This is a genomic window from Leclercia sp. LSNIH1 (assembly GCF_002902985.1).
GTDB lineage: Bacteria > Pseudomonadota > Gammaproteobacteria > Enterobacterales > Enterobacteriaceae > Enterobacter.
The window spans coordinates 149,671-166,384 of the sequence record NZ_CP026167.1; the positions used below are offsets into that span (position 1 = coordinate 149,671).

Consider the following 16,714-nt stretch of genomic DNA (forward strand, 5'->3'; position numbering starts at 1 on the left):
TCTATAACGGATGTTTTTCACGAGTCCCCCTCCTGAGCGGAGGGGGAGGTGCTCTGTTACGCTTCGTTGTCGCCCGATGTCGCGCGGTGTGGAGAGTCGATCTCTACACGGTCAATGCGCTGCAAGCCACGCATCAGCGATCCTTTGCGTCCACGTTCGCCCACCACTTTCTGCAGCTCTTCCGGGCGCAGCTTGATTTTGCGTTTACCCACATGGATGGTCAACGTGCTCTGCGGCGGCAGAATAAAGAGGTGCGCCAGGCTGTCTTCCCCTTTTGCCGCATCCGCCGCAGCGATGTTGATGATCTTGTTGCCTTTGCCTTTCGACAGCTGCGGCAGATCGCTGAGCGGGAACATCAGCATGCGGCCCGCGGCGGAGATCGCCAGCAGCATGTCGTTCTCGTCTTCAATCACCAGCGGGGCCATGACCCGGGCGTTATCCGGCAGGCTAATCAACGCTTTGCCCGCACGGTTGCGCGAGATCAGATCGTTAAAGGTACAGATGAAGCCGTAACCCGCATCGGAGGCCATCAGCAGTTTCTGCTCATCACCTTCCATCAGCATATGCTCGACGGTCGCCCCTGGCGGCAGCGTCAGCTTGCCGGTGAGCGGCTCGCCCTGCCCGCGCGCTGACGGCAGCGTAATCGGGTCGATGGCGTAGCTACGCCCGGTGGTGTCGATAAAGGCCACCGGCTGGTTGCTCTTGCCCTTCACGGCGGCTTTGAAGCTGTCGCCCGCTTTGTAACTCAGACCCGGCGCGTCGATATCATGACCTTTGGCGCTACGCACCCAGCCGCTTTGTGACAGCACAATGGTCACCGGCTCGGACGGCTGCATGTCATGCTCGCTCATCGCTTTCGCTTCTTCACGCTCGTGCAGCGGAGAGCGACGCTCATCGCCGAAGGCATCGGCGTCAGCCTGCAGCTCTTTCTTCAGCAGGTTGTTCATCTTGCGTTCGGAGGCGAGGATCGCCTGCAGCTGATCGCGCTCTTTTTCCAGCTCATTCTGCTCACCGCGAATTTTCATCTCTTCCAGCTTCGCGAGATGGCGCAGTTTCAGCTCGAGGATCGCTTCCGCCTGGGTTTCGCTGATGCCAAAGCGCGACATCAGGGCTGGCTTCGGCTCATCCTCGGTACGGATGATCTCAATCACTTCGTCGATGTTGAGGAACGCCACCAGCAAACCTTCGAGGATATGCAGGCGCTTAAGCACTTTCTCCAGACGGTGATTCAGACGACGGCGCACCGTATCGCGGCGGAACGTCAGCCATTCGGTGAGGATCTCCAGCAGGTTTTTCACCGCCGGACGGCCATCCAGCCCGATCATGTTCAGGTTGATACGGTAGCTTTTTTCCAGATCGGTGGTGGCGAACAGGTGATTCATCACCGGCTCCATATCCACACGGTTGGAACGCGGCACGATCACCAGACGGGTCGGGTTTTCGTGGTCGGATTCATCGCGCAGATCGTCCACCATCGGCAGCTTTTTATTGCGCATCTGGGCGGCGATCTGCTCCAGCACCTTCGCGCCCGAGACCTGGTGCGGCAGCGCGGTAATCACCACCGCGCCATCCTCTTTGGTCCACACCGCGCGCATACGCACCGAGCCGCGACCGTTCTGGTAGATTTTGCGGATTTCCGCGCGGGAGGTGATGATCTCCGCTTCGGTCGGGAAGTCCGGCCCCTGCACGATATCCAGCAGATCGTCCAGCGTGGTCTTCGGCTGTTCAATCAGGGTAATGGCCGCTTTCGCCACTTCACGCAGGTTGTGCGGCGGGATATCCGTCGCCATCCCGACGGCAATACCGGTGGTGCCGTTCAGCAGAATGTTCGGCAGACGCGCAGGCAGCATTTTCGGCTCCTGCAGCGTACCGTCGAAGTTGGGTACCCACTCCACGGTGCCCTGGCCCAGCTCGCTGAGCAGCAGTTCGGCATATTTTGAGAGACGGGATTCGGTATAACGCATCGCCGCGAACGACTTCGGATCGTCCGGCGCACCCCAGTTCCCTTGGCCGTCGACCAGCGGATAGCGGTAGGAGAACGGCTGGGCCATCAACACCATCGCTTCATAACAGGCGCTGTCGCCGTGCGGATGGTATTTACCCAGCACGTCACCCACGGTACGGGCGGATTTTTTAAACTTGGCGCTGGCATTCAGTCCCAGCTCAGACATCGCATAAACGATGCGGCGCTGAACGGGTTTCAGGCCATCTCCGATAAACGGCAACGCCCTGTCCATGATGACGTACATGGAGTAGTTCAGGTAGGCGTTTTCCGTGAATTCATGTAGCGCGAGGCGCTCTGCCATATCGCTCATTAAATGGGATTCCTCAACTCAGAAACCAGTTGGTTTCAGGCAATATTGCCGCAGATACTACCTTATCTGGCGAGTCGAGTCACAAAGAAAAAGGGGCCGGAATAGCGGCCCCTTGATGGGTTATTTATTCAGCTTGATAACCTGTTTCACGTCGATTTCGAAATCGTTCCACTCTTTATCGACCTTGCCCTGCAGCTCAACCTTATCCTGCGGCGTAATGGTCTGGCCGTTCCAGTGTTTATTGTCGATCTCCACCGTTACCGTGCCGCTCTCATCACGGAAGGTATAACGGTCGTCAGAGAGGCGCTCGGTAATCGTCCCGCGCAGTTTCACCCAGCTGTCATCCTTCATATCCTTGACCTTCTGCGCCGTGGTGAGGTTAGCGTCATTATCGACAAACCCGCCCTGCTGGGTTTGCGTCTGGGTTGCCGTCGCGGATGGGCCATTAAATCCCCCCTGTGCCGCAAACACCGGCGCGGAGGTGATCATCATGATGGCAGCAATAGCAGCGATTTTTTTCATCTTAACTCTCCCTTTAATGTCGTTTCGCAATCCATTAAACAGGGTAAACCTTAACAACTTCTTAAGCGGAAAATTTAAATTTTTTTACTGTACAGCTGTGCGTAACAGAGGGTTTACTGACGGCATCAGGGAGGGAAACATGCGCATTTTACTGGTAGAAGATGACAGGCTGATTGGCGATGGCATTAAAGCCGGGCTGACGAAAATGGGCTTTTGCGTGGACTGGTTCACCGACGGCGAAACGGGCCGTGCGGCGCTCTATAGCGCCCCCTACGACGCCGTGGTACTCGACCTGACGCTGCCCGGCCTCGACGGGCTACAAATCCTGCGCGAATGGCGGGCACAGGGGCGCGACGAACCGGTGCTGATATTAACCGCGCGGGATGCGCTCGATCAGCGCGTCGAGGGGCTGCGCCTGGGGGCTGACGATTATCTCTGTAAACCCTTCGCCCTGATTGAGGTGGCTGCCCGTCTGGAGGCGCTGGTGCGCCGCAGCCACGGGCAGGCGCACAGCGAACTGCGCCACGGTAAAATCACGCTCAATCCCACCAGCCTCGTCGCCACCCTGAACGGCGAAACTCTGGTGCTGAAGCCGAAAGAGTTTGCCCTGCTGGAACTCCTGATGCGCAACGCAGGCCGCGTCCTGCCGCGGAAGCTGATTGAAGAGAAGCTCTATACCTGGGATGACGACGTCTCCAGTAACGCCATAGAAGTCCACATACACCATCTGCGCCGCAAGCTCGGCAGCGATGTTATCCGCACCGTGCACGGCATCGGTTATACCCTGGGTGACGCATGAAACTGACCCAACGCCTCAGCCTCAAGCTGCGCCTGACGCTGCTGTTCTTAGCCCTGTCGCTGACGGCATGGTTTGCCGCGAGCATCGTCGCCTGGCACCAGACCACCGATAAGCTCGATAAGCTGTTTGACACCCAGCAGATGCTGTTTGCCAAAAGGCTGCTGACCATGGATCTCGACGAGCTCAAAGCCCCGGAACGCATGCGCGAGGTGCCGAAAAAAGCCCGTCACGGCCATCTGGATGACGATGCGCTGGCCTTCGCCATCTACACCCCCGAGGGCAAAATGGTGCTTAACGACGGCGAAAACGGACGCGACATTCCGTACCACTATCGCCGGGAGGGCTTCGACAACGGGCGGCTGGACGACGATAACGACGAATGGCGCTTCCTCTGGCTTACCGCCCCGGACGGCAAGTACCGGGTGGTGGTCGGCCAGGAGCGGGAGTACCGTCAGGAGATGGCGCTGGACGTGGTGCGATCGCAGCTCACGCCTTGGCTGGTGGCGCTGCCGGTGATGCTGCTGTTGCTTATCGTCTTGCTGAGCCGGGAACTGCACCCGCTGAAAAAGCTGGCGCAAACCCTGCGCCTCCGCTCACCGGATGCCACTGACCGCCTGCCGACCCACGGCGTGCCCGTTGAGGTTCGTCCGCTGCTCGATGCGCTGAATCATCTGTTCGCCCGCACCCAGGAGATGATGGCCCGCGAGCGCCGCTTTACCTCCGATGCCGCCCACGAACTGCGCAGCCCCCTCACCGCCCTGAAAGTGCAGACCGACGTGGCGCAGCTGTCGCTGGACGATCCTGAGGCGCAGGGCAAAGCGCTGAACCAGCTACACGCCGGTATCGACCGGGCATCGCGGCTGGTTGAGCAGCTCCTGACCCTGTCGCGCCTGGATTCACTGGAGAGCCTCGATGACGTGGAATCCCTGTTGCTGGCCGATGTTCTTCAGTCGGCGGTGATGGCGATCTACTCTCCGGCGCAGCAGGCCGGGATCGAGATGCGCCTGAACATCAACGCCCCGCAGGTCACCCGCCCCGGCCAGCAGCTGCTGCTGAGCCTGCTGGTACGCAATCTGCTGGATAACGCCGTACGCTACAGCCCGCGCGGCAGTGTGGTGGAGGTTACGCTCGATAGCCGCAGTTTTACCGTCCGTGACAACGGAGCGGGCATTGCCCCCGAGGCGCTGGCGCGGATCGGCGAGCGCTTCTATCGCCCGCCAGGGCAGGAGCAAACCGGCAGCGGGCTGGGGTTGTCTATCGTCAAACGGATTGCCGCCCTGCATCGAATGAGGGTAACTCTCGGGAATGCGCCGGAGGGCGGCTTTGCCGTCACCGTCGGCTGGTAGGGAATTATTGCTGCTATAGCAAAAGACTTTGCACATTTTGCTAATTTCACCGCACCGCTGTCGCGCGTAGAATAGCCCTCAGACTCGCTACTCTGAGGACAACTTAATGAGCAATATCTTAATTATCAACGGTGCAAAAAAATTCGCCCACTCCAATGGCCAACTGAATGACACCCTGACCGAGGTCGCGGACGGCTTCCTGCGCGACGCCGGGCATGATGTTAAAGTCGTGCGCACCGACGGTGAATACGATATCCAGGCCGAAGTGCAGAACTTCCTCTGGGCTGACGTGGTGATCTGGCAGATGCCTGGCTGGTGGATGGGCGCACCGTGGACCGTGAAAAAGTACATGGACGATGTCTTTACCGAAGGCCACGGCGCGCTGTATGCCAGCGATGGCCGCACCCGTTCAGATGCCTCGAAAAAATATGGCTCCGGCGGTCTGATTCAGGGGAAAAAGTACATGCTTTCCCTCACCTGGAACGCCCCGATAGAAGCCTTCACCGAAGAAGATCAGTTCTTCCACGGCGTGGGCGTGGACGGTGTTTATCTGCCGTTCCACAAAGCCAACCAGTTCCTGGGAATGGAGGCGCTGCCGACCTTTATCACCAACGACGTGATCAAAATGCCGGACGTGCCACGCTATATCGCAGAATATCGCAAGCATCTGGCTGAAATTTTTGCTTAACTGGTTGCATGTTATCAGGAGAAATGACCATGCTTACCGTTATTGCTGAAATTCGTACCCGTCCTGGCCAACATCACCGTCAGGCGGTGCTGGAGCAGTTCGCTAAAATTATCCCGACCGTTTTAGATGAAGCCGGCTGCCACGGCTACGCGCCGATGGTGGACACCGCCGCAGGCGTCAGCTTCCAGACCACCGCCCCCGACTCCATCGTGATGGTTGAGCAGTGGGAAACCGTCGCGCACCTTGAAGCGCATCTGCAGACTCCGCACATGAAAGCGTGGAGCGAGGCGGTGAAGGGTGACGTTCTGGAAACGCATATCCGTATTCTGGAGAACGGGGTTTAACCCCTGTTTTGCCCGGTGGCGCTACGCTTACCGGGCCTACAAAACCGTAGGCCGGGCAAACGAAGTGCCGCCCGGCAATACCAACAGCACCGAATCTCAGGCCCGGTACGCATAGCGTTTCCGGGCTTTTTTTATCACCTCAAAACGCACCTGCTATGCTTACTTCTGATTTCATTGTTATCTGGAGGAAGGAATGGGAATTTTTAACTTCGTTAAAGAGGCAGGTGAAAAGCTGTGGGATAACCTGACCGATCACAAAGGTCAGAGCGATAAGGTGACTGAACACCTTAAAAAACTCAACATACCGGGCGCCGACAAAGTGCAGGTCAACGTCAACGATGGTAAGGCCGTGGTGACGGGTGACGGACTCACCCAGGAGCAGAAGGAAAAAATCCAGGTCGCGGTAGGGAACATCGCGGGCGTCAGCGAGGTGGAAAACAGCATCACCGCCACCGACACCCAACAAGAAGCCACCTACTATACGGTCAAATCGGGTGATACGCTGAGCGCTATCTCCAAAACGGTGTATGGCGATGCGTCGCAGTACAACAAAATCTTCGAAGCCAACCGCCCTATGCTCTCCAGCCCCGATAAAATTTATCCCGGCCAGACGCTGCGTATTCCAGAAGCCTGATAGCACCGCACCGAGGGAAGATGATGAAGATAGCCTGTCTGGGCTGGGGCTCGTTGATATGGAAAAGCGGCCCACTCCCCGTCGTCGGGGAGTGGAAAACTGACGGGCCATCGCTCCCCGTTGAATTTTGTCGGATCAGCGATGGCGGCGAGCTCGCCACCGCCCTCTGCATGAACGCACCTGCCGTTCCCGTGCTCTGGGCGTGGCTCAACGCGGAAACCCTGAACGTTGCCTGTCAGGCCCTGCGCGAGCGCGAAGGGATCCCTGAGGAACGTTGTGACGGTATCGGTTCGTTGCTGACTGGAGAGCGCCACACCGGCCTGCTTGCTAAATGGGCGGCCGAGAGAGGCATCGAGGCGGTGATCTGGACCGGGCTGCCACCGAGAAGCGCCTCACTGGAGGGGCGGGTGCCTACCGTGGACGAAGCGATTGTCTATCTGGATAGCCTGAGCGGCGAGGCCCGCCAGCACGCGCGGGACTATTTTGACCAGGTGCCAGCCCAAATCGACACCCCCTACCGGCGGGTAATCACTGAAGTGCTGGGGTGGTAACAACGCCACCCCAGCGTTTTCTTACCAGTACAGTTTCCAGCTCTGGGTAAAGCGCACCAGCGCTTCGACGTAGAAGTAATCCCCCCAGCTGGCGCACTCGTCCACGCCTTTATTGCTGGCGAGGTGATACACAGAGTGTTTCAGCACGCCGTTGCCCTTCTCCTCTTTTCCCATCAGGTAGTGCCTGGTCAGCGAGGACATGATCCCTTTCGCCCACGCCAGATAGCGCTCGCGATCCGGGTCAGTCACCGGCAGATGCTTCACCAGCTCCAGCAGGCCGCATACCGCAATCGCCGCCGACGATGAATCACGCAGCGCGTCGGTGCCTACCAGCGCCAGATCCCAGTGGCAGACGTAATCCTCCGGCAGGCGGTTGAGGAAGTAGTTTGCCAGCCGTTTTGACAGGGCGATCATCGTCTCGTCGCCGGTATAGATATAGCTCAGCAGAAAGCCGTAAATCCCCCACGCCTGGCCCCGCGACCAGCAGGAGTCGTCCGCATAGCCCTGCTGGGTATTACCGTAGCGCGGCGCGCCGGTGACCACATCCATATAGTAGGTGTGGAAGGTGGAGGCATCGTCACGGATAAGGTACGTTGCGGCCTGCATCACATGGGCTTTAGCGGCCTCGGCAAAGCGCGGATCGCCGGTCTGCTCCGTCGCCCAGTAGAGCAGCGGCAGGTTCATGTTGCAGTCGATGATCATCCGGCCAGCCTGTTCCGGGTCGGCCAGATCGCCCCACGCCTGGATGATCTTCGCCTTCTCGTGGAAGCGCTCCAGCAAAGCTTCTGCCGCCAGCAGCGAGAAGCCGCGCGCCTCGCGACTGCCGGTCAGCCGCCAGTCCGCCACGCAGGAGAGCGTGTAGAGGAAGCCGAGATCGTGGGTGTTGGTGTCGCTGCGCCCGGCAATGCGCAGGCCAAACGAGCGCGTGTGTTTTTGGGCCATCTCACGGAATTTCTCGTCCCCGCTCATCTCCCACGCCAGCCACAGCTGCCCGGTCCAGAAGCTGGTGGTCCACTCGACGTTATCGGTCAGGGGATAAAACCCCTCTTTGCAGGTTTCTGCCGGGAATTTGTCACCGAATTCCGTTAAATGACGGCTAATCAGGTCGAGGATATGGCTGCGTGCCGAGATTAATTCATCGCTAAAGGCGCGTTCATCCACGGGCACGGGAATATCGGCCAGACGTTCCTCGGTGATACGACTTAACATAATTCGATTCCTTCTTTGACGACGTAAATTAGTGATGTTCAGCAACGTTCAGTGTTTTTGCGCCGCGCCATTTGCTCTGGCAGGCGGATAACGTGAAGGCGGAAATAAGGGTAAAGGTCAGCGCCGTAGCGCCCATGATGATATAGGTCTGCTCAAAGCCGATGCGGTCATACATATAACCCGCAGGGGAAGAGACCACGACATTACCGACGTAGAGCATTGCCTGATAGCCCAGCAGATACATGGTGGCGTTCACGCGTTTATCGAAATGCTCGGCGATATATTTAAAGACCGACACCAGCAGGAGGCAGATCTCCAGACCGTACAGCGGCTTGAGAACCGAAATAAGCAGGTGCGAATCGCAGATCCCGGAAATAATCAGGCGCGCCCCGACAATCAGACCGACAATCAATAACCCACGCTTGGCGCCAATAAAATTCACGAACAGCGGGATGACCATATACATGACAAATTCCATCCCCGACTGCACGGTGCCCAGATAGCCAAAGACCGCGTTGCCCTGATGCACGTCATCAAAGAAGGTGACGAAATAGCGCGAGAACTGCTGCTCGGCGATAAACATCATCCACGCCACGCCCGCCACGTACAGGCAGAAGGCCCAGAATTTGCGGCTGCGCAGCAGGGCGTAAACATCCGCCGGAACGATTTTCTCTTTGGTCAGCACCTCACCGGCATGGGCCGAGTTGGTGTTCACCTTCAGGCTCAGGAGGACAATCAGCATAATGACCGACGCCACGCTGCCCATAATGAAGTTGTACGCAGGAGAGAGGTTAAACAGCAGGCCGGAGAACGACGATGCCACCGCCCAGCCGAGCGATCCCCACATACGGATCTGACCAAATTCCATGCCGTTCAGACGGCTGAAACGGTCGGAATAGGATTCGCACGCCGCGACGCCCGCATACCAGGCGAAACTTAAATAGAGCGCGCCGATAATAATCCCCAGCATGGTGTTGGACATTAACAGCGGCTGATAGACATAAATAAAGAACGGCGCCATCAGGGCGGACATCGCCACCACAAAATAGAGCAGGTATTTGCTCATGCCGATCTTATCCAGAATATAGCCATAGATCGGTTTCAGAATAACGGAGAAGACACCATTTACCGCAAATACGGTGCCGATCACCGAGCCGCTCAGGTTGGCTTTTTGCCCGAGCCAGATCGCCAGCAAACCAATACTGGCCGACCAGGTAAAGAAATAGAGAAAGATAAAACTGCTGATTTTGTAATATTCAGTTTTGTTGCTCATACCATCCTCGCCGATATCCAGGGTAAGGCTCTTATAAAATGAACGACAGCTTACGTTCGCTTCCGGGCGCGCAAATAACGACCCGGTTATCTTCTATTTTCAGTTGTGGTGTGTTTGCCTCTGCACGCGCTTTCCCGGAGGCGTATACCGCACTGCATAGCCAGCTCTCCCCCTGCGGGAGAGTGGTGGTCAGCACCGGAATGGCGGCGCATTCGGCAAACATGATGCTGCTGTTGGGTGGCGTCACCACGCTGTCAGGCTGACGGCTGATGACAGGCGACAGATCGACAATGACGCTGCTGCCGTTCGCGGCATTCAGATAACTGCCGCGCCCGATAAGCTGATGGTCGGTTTTCATTACCGCAAAACCGCCCTCCACCGTCTGCAACGTGCGGGCGCTGTTGATGCGGTGCAGGCGCAGATGCCACTCGCCAAACGGCACCAGCCAGCTCTCAATGTGGACGTCGTGCCACGGCGACCAGCGCGAAAAGATGAAGTTCTCGTCGACGCGGACCGCCTCGCATTCGCGGCGTCCGCGGAAGTAGTTATCACCATCGGCCAGCAGCAGCATGGAGTCGCAGGCAGCATGCTTGATGCCGAAGCGTCCGCGCTCGATGGTGAACCCAAAGCGGCTGGAGTAGGCAAATTTGGTGTATTTCGCCTCGGTGTTCACATAGTTGTTCAGCTCCAGCTGTCCGGCGGTGAGCATGGTGACGTGATCCGCCTGCATCAGGATCTGCTGGGCATGGGGAATGAGGCGCTTTTCGGCAAGCGCAGGTAATGGCTGCTCTTCTGCCTGCCAGAACGGATGGCTCTCCGGCAGGGCCAGAATCAGGTAGGTTTTCAGCGCCCAGTAAGGCGAGCCGGGGGAGTTATAGTCCTCGCACATCGCCAGGTTCGGGTAGGCGAAACCCAGCGTCAGGATCCCGTCGCGATCGGTCATCGGCTGTTGCTGCCACCAGCGCAGATGACGGAGGATGATCCCTTTCACAATCCCCGGCGTGAACACCTCCAGCCCGGAAAAAGCCACCGCACTCCAGAAGGCGACCATCGCGAAGCGGTAGGTCAGGCTGCGGCCAAAGGGCACCGAGGCGCCGTCGGCGGCGGACATATAGATAAAATCTTCCGCGAACAGGCGCGAACGCTGGCGCAGCACCTCTGCCCTCGCCTCATCACCGCTCAGGGTGGCGTAGATCAAACCGTAAAAGTGAAACGCCATTGAGATGTAGTAGTCCTTTGGCCGTCCCGGACCGTCGGAGTACCAGCCGTCCCCCAGATAGTAGGTCTCCATCATGGCGAAGCGGCGATCGATGGCCTGCTGGTCGTAGGGCAGTCCGGCGCGCTTAAAGCCAAGCTGGACCATGATGGCGAAGTAGTTCCAGTTGCTGTCCGGCATCGTCGCGTCGGTGATCTGGTTCAGCCAGGCGTGCAGATTCATCAGCTCACGTTCGCTAAACAGTTCAGTAAGTTTGTCCTGTAGGAGCGCCAGCCCGAGGCCATAGGCCGCCATCTCCACCAGACGCTGGTCATAAGGCCCGGCTTCGCCCCAGTAGCCTGCGCTTTGCGGATCGGTGCCCTGCTTAATGGCGGCGATATATTTATCGCTGAACGGCGTACTGTCGCCTGCGGCCATCAACGGAAACAGCCCCCATAAGACACGGGAGAGCCCCTCCATCTGCGCCACATCCCGGGCGTAGTGCGCGCAGGTATCGCCCAGTGAAAACCGCGAACTCCCCGCCGGAAACTGATTATCTACCGCCGCAAGCCACATGTTCAGGGCCGCCACCAGATCCTGGCGGGATGACAACGGATTTGATTTTTCTTTATTTGCCGCGCACATACGCTTGTCCTCGCAATCAACTGCGGCAAAGCATAGTTAATCAACAAGGTGCAGAAATGTTAGCCGGGTCACAGGAGTGAGAGATGAATAAACCCGCAGTTGAGGAAATTTAAAATGGTGGTTTATAAAGAGGAAAGAAAAGGGAAAAGTTGAGTTTTATTGCACTATGCGCGAAACACCTACGCCGGAACACCTTGAGCTCATCACCCTGAACGATACCCTCGTGTCGTTCAGTCGCCTGTTCGCCAACACCGTGCGCTATCACCACTGGCATCAGTGTCTGGAGATCCTCTATGTCGAAGAGGGCTTTGGCGTGGCGATTGTCGATAACCGCCACTACACCATGCGCCCGGGGAGGCTGTTTTTCTTTCCCCCCTTTACCCTGCACAAGGTGATGGTCGACCCCCAGGCCGAAGCGAACTACCGCCGGACCATTATTCATCTCGATCAGCATGCGGTAATGAAAGCCCTGCGTGATTTTCCCCAGACCCAACAGCGACTCCAGAAGCTGTCCCAACGGGGAGGAGAAGCCTGGGTAGCGGACATGGCCCACTGCCACAGCCATATCGATCATCTCTTCAGCTGCTACCCGCCGCCGTTGAACGGCGAGCGCATCGCCAGCCTGCTGATTAGCCTGTTCGCCATGCTGCCGCACGATGACGAAGGCCAGCCCGGCAACAGCCACGGTATCGCCAGCCAGGTAATGTTCTGGCTGGATGAGCACTACCAGCATAAGTTCAGTCTTGATGCGCTGGCAGACGAGCTGGGTAAATCCCGCAGCTACGTATCACGGAAATTCCATGCGGAGACGGGAGAGAAAATTCACGATTACCTGAATACGTTACGATTACGCAAAGCCTGTGAGAGCCTGCTGCATTCAGACGCCAGCGTGCGGGAGATTGCCGCGCGGGTGGGGTTTTCAGACGTGACCTACTTTATCAGCGCGTTTAAAAAGGGGATCGGAGAGACGCCCTTACAGTACCGGAAGAATCATCTGCAGCCCTGAGACACACGGCTGCGCGCTCATGTTCATTCATCTCTGAAAAAATGACAGCATAGTGATACTTTTCCTGTTCATCATAACGGCGGATTAATGGCCCCTGACTGAGCAGGCAGCATCAGAATAAAGCGCGTCGAGGTTTTATCTGACTCAACGGATACCCGTCCATTATGGGCAGTAATAATGGATTTAACGATCGCCAGACCGATGCCGCTGCTGTTTTCATCTTTTCGCTGACGAGAGGGATCGACCCGATAAAAGCGATCGAACAGCCGGGATAAATGCACAGGCGCTATAGGCGTGCCCGGGTTTTCCACACTAATATGCACTTCCCCTTCCCCTGAGCGCAGGTGAACGGTAATGGTGCTCCCGCGTGGGGTATAACGGATGGCGTTTGACAGTAAGTTGCTTATTGCCCGACGCAGCATCAGCGGATCGCCCTCCACCGGGGTGGCCTGCCCCTCCAGGCTTAGCGCTACTTCGCGTTCCTCGGCCAGAGCTTCAAAGAAGTCGAAAACCGTGGCGATCTCCGTCGCCAGATCCAGCTTCTCTTTTTCCGGGATCAGCTGGTTATTATCTGCCTGGGCGAGAAATAGCATATCGCTGACCATTTTCGACATGCGTGAAAACTCCTCCAGGCTGGAGTAGAGCACTTCCTCCAGCTCTTTCACGTTACGTGGCTGGCTGAGAGCTATTTCGGTTTGCGTGACAAGATTAGTGATCGGGGTACGCATTTCATGAGCAATATCGGCAGAAAAATTGGACTGCCGGTTAAAGACATCTTCTATACGCTCAATCATATGGTTAAAAGAGATCACCAGCCTTTCCAGCTCAATGGGCACATTTTGGTTATTTAAGCGGACACCGAGATCGGCCGAGCTAATATTTTTGATCTGCTGACTTAAACTGCGGATAGGTTTATGCCCCTGATAGACGGCAAACAGCACAATAAAGATCACGATAATGCTGATTATCGACGCCATTATCATCAGCTTGTTTTTGAGGTCATTGATATAATGCAGATGAAAATTGATCGATAGCGCCATCAGTAAATTATAGGCGGGCGTGCCATCTGCTTTTTTGCCGATGGGTAGCATAATTATACGCCAGGCGCTGTGCTGCGCCTGCGCACTATCAGCCATTCCCTGGTGCGGGGCGGGATCACGCCATAAGAGCACATGTCCGGCACGCAAATCTCTGCCAGGGGCGGGATCGTTGAGAAGGGTGTTCAAATCGGGTCCGGTTGAGGACTGAAAAACCGGACGATTATCCCTATCCAGCAGCAAAACAGAGATATTGGCGAAGCCTGCCACGACATTTTGCAGGATTTCCAGCCGCTCTTTTTCCGGCTCCTCCTGATGGCTCAGTACCGTTTCGAGGGTGAAGCCTATCTGCTTCAAATCATGAATATCGCGCTCTTCGAAATGTGCCTTTACGGAGTGGATCATTACCCAGGTGAAGACAAAAAAAGAGGCAATGGTGGCGAGGCTGATAAAGAACGTGAGCCGCGTGGCCAACGAAAAAGGCCGGGGGGAGCGCCTAAAGATCATCTGGCACCTCAAGCATATAGCCTACACCGCGCACGGTCTGGATGAGCCGTGGTTCAAAATCGTTATCAATCTTGCCCCGCAACCTTTTCACCGCCACGTCGATGGCGTTGGTATCGCTGTCAAAATTCATGTCCCAGACCTGAGATGCAATCAGCGACCGGGGCAATACTTCGCCCTGATGACGAATGAAGAACTCCAGCAAGGTAAACTCCTTGCTGGTCAGCGTGATGCGCGTTCCGTTGCGCGTTACCTTACGGCTGACCAGATCGAGGGTCAGATCGGCTACCTGAAACTGGCTTTCGACCATCACCGCCGCGCCACGACGGAGTAACGTCTTTACCCGGGCCAGCAGTTCGGCAAAGGCAAAAGGCTTAATCAGATAATCATCAGCGCCTAGCTCAAGCCCTTTGACCCGATGTTCAATGGTGCCCAGCGCGGTGAGCAGGAGAATGGGCATCCCTTTGTTGGCCGTGCGCAGCATCCTGACAATATCCCAGCCGTTCACATCCGGCAGCATAATGTCGAGGATCAACAGATCGTAATCTGCGGTCATTGCCAGATGAAAACCGTTCAGGCCGTTGTCTGCCAGATCGACAATAAACCCGGCCTCTTTCAGCCCCTTAGTCAAATACTCGCCGGTTTTTTTCTCGTCTTCGACGATCAGAATTTTCATGACGTTCTCTCCCTGCCCTGCGCTGCGAGCCTGAGATTTTAGGCATCCCGGATTCGATAGCAAAGGCATATTCCGCTTAATGACAGCTTTGTCATTTTCCTGTCACCCGTCAAACAGAGCCCGGAACGTAAAGTACCCGTCGTTGAACTACCCCTTTAAGGATCCGCCCGGGCGAGAAAACCTATGCGTAAATTTCAATTAATGACGCTCAGCGTAAGTTTTATTCTGACCGGCTGTCTTTCGCTGGCACCGGAATATCAGCGCCCGTCCGCCCCGGTGCCGTCGCAATTCTCGCTCAGCCAGAATGCATTAGTGGCTACCACGCCGGGTTACCGGGATAGCGGCTGGGGGGCCTTTTTTGTCGATCCGCACGTCAAGGCCCTGATAGACGAAGCGCTGGTAAATAACCGCGATTTGCGAATGGCGGCGTTGAAAGTAGAGGAAGCCCAGGCGCAATACGGCGTAACGGATGCCGACCGTTTTGCGCAACTGACGATGGATGGCCGTAAAACAGTGAGCGGGAGAGTGGACGGGAATGCATCGACCACGGGGGACTATGAAGCAGGCCTCAACCTTAGCTTCGATCTGGATTTCTTTGGCCGCTTAAAAAATCTGAGTGAAGCTGAGCGTCAGGCGTATCTTGCCAGCGCCGAAGCTCATCGGGCGGTACATATTTTACTTATCTCGAATGTATCGCAGGCCTATTTCAATCAGCAGCGGGCCTGGGCCCAGCTCCAGGTGGCCCAGGAGACGTTAGCCAACTATGAGCGTGCTTATACCTTTGTTGAGAAGCAACTGCTGACAGGCAGCACCAGTGTGCTGGCACTGGAGCAGGCGCGTGGCGTCATAGAGAGCACCCGCAGCGATATCGCCAGGCGGCAAGGGGAGCTGGTGCAGGCCGATAACGCCCTGCATCTGCTGCTGGGTACCTGGAACCCGCTGCCGAAGAATGGCTATCGCGAGGATATTGCAAATAATGGCGTAGTATTACCGCCAAATCTCTCCTCAAACATTTTATTGCAGCGCCCGGATATCATGCAGGCTGAACACGAGCTGCTGGCGGCCAATGCCAATATCGGTGCCGCCCGCGCCGCTTTTTTCCCGTCCATCACTCTCACCAGCGCGTTATCCAGCAGCAGTACCGAGTTATCCAGCCTGTTTTCTGCGGGCAGTGGGATGTGGAATTTTATCCCCAAAATCGAGCTGCCTCTGTTTAATGCCGGACGTAATCAGTCGAACCTCAGCCTGGCTGAAATTCGTCAGCAACAGTCGGTAGTGAATTATGAAAATAAGATCCAGACCGCCTTTAAACAGGTTGCGGATGCGCTGGCATTACGCCAGCACATTAGCGATCAGATTGCGGCGCAGCAGCGCTATCTCACCTCGCTGCAGATAACCCAACAGCGCGCCAGAGGCCTCTATCAGCATGGCGCGGTCAGCTATATCGAAGTGCTGGATGCCGAACGCGCCCTGTTTACCACCCGGCAGACCTTACTCGACCTTAACTACGCCCGTCAGGTAAACGAAATTACGTTATTCACCGCTCTCGGCGGCGGCTGGATTGAATAACTCCCTTACTTCACTCAGGAATTATCACGATGAAAACGCTCTCTACCGCACTCTTATTCGGCCTCTGTTCCGCGACCCTGTTCAGCGCGCACGCCAGCGACAGGCATGACATGGCAAACATGCAGCCCACCGCGGCAACGGCAGAGCAACATCCGGTGGTCAACGCCACAGGAGAAGTCAAACATATTGATATGCAAGAAAAAAAGATAACCATCGCCCACGGACCTGTCGCGGCATTGAACTGGCCAGCAATGACGATGCGTTTCACCCTGACCCCCACGACGCACCTGCAGGATATTAAACCGGGCGACAAGGTTGAATTTACCTTTGTGCAGCAGGGCAACATCTCGTTATTACAGGATATCCACACCCAGGATTAATCCCGCCAGATACGGTGCACT

Annotated in this window: 16 protein-coding genes; 9 read left to right on the plus strand and 7 right to left on the minus strand. The window is 56.6% G+C overall.

The window, feature by feature from the left end; translation table 11 throughout:
* Window positions 1-56: 56 nt before the first annotated feature.
* Both parC and C2U54_RS00790 read right to left on the minus strand, forming a co-directional pair.
* On the minus strand, window positions 57-2,315 hold the full coding sequence (gene parC / locus C2U54_RS00785; protein ID WP_103176968.1) for a DNA topoisomerase IV subunit A: 2,259 nt from the start codon (window positions 2,313-2,315) through the stop codon (window positions 57-59).
* A 120-nt stretch (window positions 2,316-2,435) separates the two neighbouring features.
* Complete coding sequence (locus C2U54_RS00790) at window positions 2,436-2,837, minus strand: YgiW/YdeI family stress tolerance OB fold protein (RefSeq protein WP_103176969.1); 402 nt, start codon at window positions 2,835-2,837, stop codon at window positions 2,436-2,438.
* Window positions 2,838-2,976: 139 nt separating this feature from the next.
* On the opposite strand from C2U54_RS00790, the gene qseB reads away from it, so the two are divergent.
* The 6 genes from qseB to C2U54_RS00820 all read left to right on the plus strand — a co-directional run bounded on the left by qseB (window position 2,977) and on the right by C2U54_RS00820 (window position 7,199).
* A complete protein-coding gene (qseB, locus tag C2U54_RS00795) occupies window positions 2,977-3,636 on the plus strand; it encodes a quorum sensing response regulator transcription factor QseB (protein ID WP_103176970.1) in 660 nt (219 codons plus the stop codon).
* Complete coding sequence (gene qseC, locus C2U54_RS00800; protein ID WP_103176971.1) at window positions 3,633-4,982, plus strand: quorum sensing histidine kinase QseC; 1,350 nt, start codon at window positions 3,633-3,635, stop codon at window positions 4,980-4,982. The genes qseB and qseC overlap by 4 nt, the downstream gene beginning before the upstream one ends.
* Before the next feature lie 106 nt (window positions 4,983-5,088).
* Window positions 5,089-5,670: an NAD(P)H-dependent oxidoreductase gene (locus C2U54_RS00805; protein WP_103176972.1), complete on the plus strand. Its 582-nt coding sequence runs from the start codon at window positions 5,089-5,091 to the stop codon at window positions 5,668-5,670.
* 29 nt (window positions 5,671-5,699) lie between these two features.
* The gene (locus C2U54_RS00810; RefSeq protein ID WP_103180983.1) at window positions 5,700-6,014 is read left to right on the plus strand and encodes a putative quinol monooxygenase; all 315 of its coding nucleotides are present in this window, start codon (window positions 5,700-5,702) and stop codon (window positions 6,012-6,014) included.
* Window positions 6,015-6,207: 193 nt separating this feature from the next.
* Window positions 6,208-6,648 (plus strand): peptidoglycan-binding protein LysM, encoded by a 441-nt coding sequence (lysM, locus tag C2U54_RS00815; RefSeq protein ID WP_103176973.1) that lies wholly within the window; start codon window positions 6,208-6,210, stop codon window positions 6,646-6,648.
* 20 nt (window positions 6,649-6,668) lie between these two features.
* Window positions 6,669-7,199 (plus strand): hypothetical protein, encoded by a 531-nt coding sequence (locus tag C2U54_RS00820; RefSeq protein WP_412531177.1) that lies wholly within the window; start codon window positions 6,669-6,671, stop codon window positions 7,197-7,199.
* A 21-nt stretch (window positions 7,200-7,220) separates the two neighbouring features.
* On the opposite strand, the gene C2U54_RS00825 is transcribed toward C2U54_RS00820, so the two are convergent.
* Genes C2U54_RS00825 through C2U54_RS00835 form a run of 3 tightly spaced genes read right to left on the minus strand, consistent with a single transcriptional unit; the run spans window position 7,221 to window position 11,521 of the window.
* A complete protein-coding gene (locus tag C2U54_RS00825; protein ID WP_103176975.1) occupies window positions 7,221-8,408 on the minus strand; it encodes a glycoside hydrolase family 88 protein in 1,188 nt (395 codons plus the stop codon).
* Between the two features lie 28 nt (window positions 8,409-8,436).
* The gene (locus C2U54_RS00830) at window positions 8,437-9,681 is read right to left on the minus strand and encodes an oligosaccharide MFS transporter (RefSeq protein ID WP_197431824.1); all 1,245 of its coding nucleotides are present in this window, start codon (window positions 9,679-9,681) and stop codon (window positions 8,437-8,439) included.
* 31 nt (window positions 9,682-9,712) lie between these two features.
* Window positions 9,713-11,521: a DUF2264 domain-containing protein gene (locus tag C2U54_RS00835; RefSeq protein ID WP_103176977.1), complete on the minus strand. Its 1,809-nt coding sequence runs from the start codon at window positions 11,519-11,521 to the stop codon at window positions 9,713-9,715.
* Between the two features lie 166 nt (window positions 11,522-11,687).
* Between C2U54_RS00835 and C2U54_RS00840 the strand changes: the two genes are divergently transcribed.
* Window positions 11,688-12,527, plus strand: a complete 840-nt coding sequence (locus tag C2U54_RS00840) for an AraC family transcriptional regulator (RefSeq protein WP_103176978.1) — start codon at window positions 11,688-11,690, stop codon at window positions 12,525-12,527.
* 71 nt (window positions 12,528-12,598) lie between these two features.
* Here the strand turns inward: C2U54_RS00840 and C2U54_RS00845 are convergent, their stop codons facing one another.
* Window positions 12,599-14,071, minus strand: a complete 1,473-nt coding sequence (locus C2U54_RS00845) for a Cu(+)/Ag(+) sensor histidine kinase (protein ID WP_103176979.1) — start codon at window positions 14,069-14,071, stop codon at window positions 12,599-12,601.
* Window positions 14,061-14,744, minus strand: a complete 684-nt coding sequence (locus C2U54_RS00850; RefSeq protein ID WP_103176980.1) for a copper/silver response regulator transcription factor — start codon at window positions 14,742-14,744, stop codon at window positions 14,061-14,063. The genes C2U54_RS00845 and C2U54_RS00850 overlap by 11 nt, the downstream gene beginning before the upstream one ends.
* A gap of 183 nt (window positions 14,745-14,927) precedes the next feature.
* Between C2U54_RS00850 and C2U54_RS00855 the strand changes: the two genes are divergently transcribed.
* Both C2U54_RS00855 and cusF read left to right on the plus strand, forming a co-directional pair.
* Entirely contained in the window at window positions 14,928-16,313 is a 1,386-nt protein-coding gene (locus C2U54_RS00855; RefSeq protein WP_103176981.1) for a Cu(I)/Ag(I) efflux RND transporter outer membrane protein, read from the plus strand.
* Window positions 16,314-16,342: 29 nt separating this feature from the next.
* On the plus strand, window positions 16,343-16,693 hold the full coding sequence (gene cusF, locus C2U54_RS00860; protein WP_103176982.1) for a cation efflux system protein CusF: 351 nt from the start codon (window positions 16,343-16,345) through the stop codon (window positions 16,691-16,693).
* Window positions 16,694-16,714: the final 21 nt, after the last annotated feature.

Coding starts and splice junctions, on each gene's coding strand:
- parC (WP_103176968.1), bottom strand. CDS start 2,315: ATGAGCGATATGGCAGAGCGCCTCGCGCTACATGAATTCACGGAAAAC.
- C2U54_RS00790 (WP_103176969.1), bottom strand. CDS start 2,837: ATGAAAAAAATCGCTGCTATTGCTGCCATCATGATGATCACCTCCGCG.
- qseB (WP_103176970.1), top strand. CDS start 2,977: ATGCGCATTTTACTGGTAGAAGATGACAGGCTGATTGGCGATGGCATT.
- qseC (WP_103176971.1), top strand. CDS start 3,633: ATGAAACTGACCCAACGCCTCAGCCTCAAGCTGCGCCTGACGCTGCTG.
- C2U54_RS00805 (WP_103176972.1), top strand. CDS start 5,089: ATGAGCAATATCTTAATTATCAACGGTGCAAAAAAATTCGCCCACTCC.
- C2U54_RS00810 (WP_103180983.1), top strand. CDS start 5,700: ATGCTTACCGTTATTGCTGAAATTCGTACCCGTCCTGGCCAACATCAC.
- lysM (WP_103176973.1), top strand. CDS start 6,208: ATGGGAATTTTTAACTTCGTTAAAGAGGCAGGTGAAAAGCTGTGGGAT.
- C2U54_RS00820 (WP_412531177.1), top strand. CDS start 6,669: ATGATGAAGATAGCCTGTCTGGGCTGGGGCTCGTTGATATGGAAAAGC.
- C2U54_RS00825 (WP_103176975.1), bottom strand. CDS start 8,408: ATGTTAAGTCGTATCACCGAGGAACGTCTGGCCGATATTCCCGTGCCC.
- C2U54_RS00830 (WP_197431824.1), bottom strand. CDS start 9,681: ATGAGCAACAAAACTGAATATTACAAAATCAGCAGTTTTATCTTTCTC.
- C2U54_RS00835 (WP_103176977.1), bottom strand. CDS start 11,521: ATGTGCGCGGCAAATAAAGAAAAATCAAATCCGTTGTCATCCCGCCAG.
- C2U54_RS00840 (WP_103176978.1), top strand. CDS start 11,688: ATGCGCGAAACACCTACGCCGGAACACCTTGAGCTCATCACCCTGAAC.
- C2U54_RS00845 (WP_103176979.1), bottom strand. CDS start 14,071: ATGATCTTTAGGCGCTCCCCCCGGCCTTTTTCGTTGGCCACGCGGCTC.
- C2U54_RS00850 (WP_103176980.1), bottom strand. CDS start 14,744: ATGAAAATTCTGATCGTCGAAGACGAGAAAAAAACCGGCGAGTATTTG.
- C2U54_RS00855 (WP_103176981.1), top strand. CDS start 14,928: ATGCGTAAATTTCAATTAATGACGCTCAGCGTAAGTTTTATTCTGACC.
- cusF (WP_103176982.1), top strand. CDS start 16,343: ATGAAAACGCTCTCTACCGCACTCTTATTCGGCCTCTGTTCCGCGACC.